Here is a 1063-nt window from a genome sequence, read left to right on the forward strand (position 1 = left end):
GTACTGTTAAGATATATTATGAGTTTAGTAGTATTTTTGAGTATATTATTTGCAGAAGAAAATTTTGAAGATTTTGAACAAGAGTATCAAAAAAGAGAAATTCAAGATAGTTTTTATAAATATAATAAAGCAATGTCTCAATTTAACTATAATTTTTATCGTTATGTTTTAAGACCGACAACTCTTTCATATAAAATTATAATGCCAGAAGTTGCTAGAACTGGGATTAAAAATTTATTTGAGACTACAAGATCGCCACTAAGGATAGTCAATCACTTACTAAGCTTTGAATTTAAAAAAGCAGGAGAAGAATTTGGAAGATTTTGTATAAATGTAATTTTTGGTTTTGGTATGCTAGATAGTGCAAGTCAAACTTCTTTAAAGTCTTATGAAGCTGATTTTGGAACTACCTTGGGAAAATGGGGTATTGGGGGCGGAAGTCATCTTGTTTTGCCTTTTTTAGGACCATATAATATGAGAGATGTATTGAGCTTGCCAGTAAATTGGTTTTTAACTCCTGAAGCTTATATTGGAAATTTTTGGCTTGGAGTTGGTATAAATGCAACTTTAAGAGTCAATGAATTAAGTTTTGAACACGAAAAAATTGATGATATTTACCAAAATAGTGTAAATTATTATATTTTTATGCGTGATGCTTATGAGCAAAGACGTCAAGAATTAATCAAATAGGAGTTTTTATGCGTATAGTTGCGTTGTTTTTGTTAAGTGTTTATTCTGTTTTTGCTTTGAAATTAGAAGACATATCTGAAACTATGCAAAAAAATATTAACGAAAGTTTAAGAATTTTAGAACAAGAAAAAACTGATAAAACAAAGTCTGCAAATAAAATTTTTACTTTATTTGATGGAATTTTTGATTATGATTTTATGGCAAAATTAAGCTTATCGACTAGATATGAGATGTTAAGTGCTACTGAAAAAAAACAATACAACGAAGCTTTTGAAGCAAATCTCAAAAAAAGTTTTACCGATAAACTTTCTTTATATAACTCGCAAAAATTAAAGGTTGTAAATTTAAAAGAAGAGGGTAAGAGAGTTTTTTT

At 27.8% G+C, this 1063-nt stretch carries 2 protein-coding genes; both read left to right on the plus strand.

Features of this window, described 5'->3' with window-relative positions:
* Positions 1 to 690, plus strand: a 690-nt coding sequence (locus QZ429_RS07635; RefSeq protein WP_291953405.1) for a VacJ family lipoprotein, incomplete at its 5' end; no start/stop codon positions are given.
* An 8-nt stretch (positions 691 to 698) separates the two neighbouring features.
* Positions 699 to 1063, plus strand: a 365-nt coding sequence (locus QZ429_RS07640; protein ID WP_291953407.1) for an ABC transporter substrate-binding protein, incomplete at its 3' end; no start/stop codon positions are given.

Source organism: Campylobacter sp. (assembly GCF_020024835.1).
Lineage (GTDB): Bacteria > Campylobacterota > Campylobacteria > Campylobacterales > Campylobacteraceae > Campylobacter_D.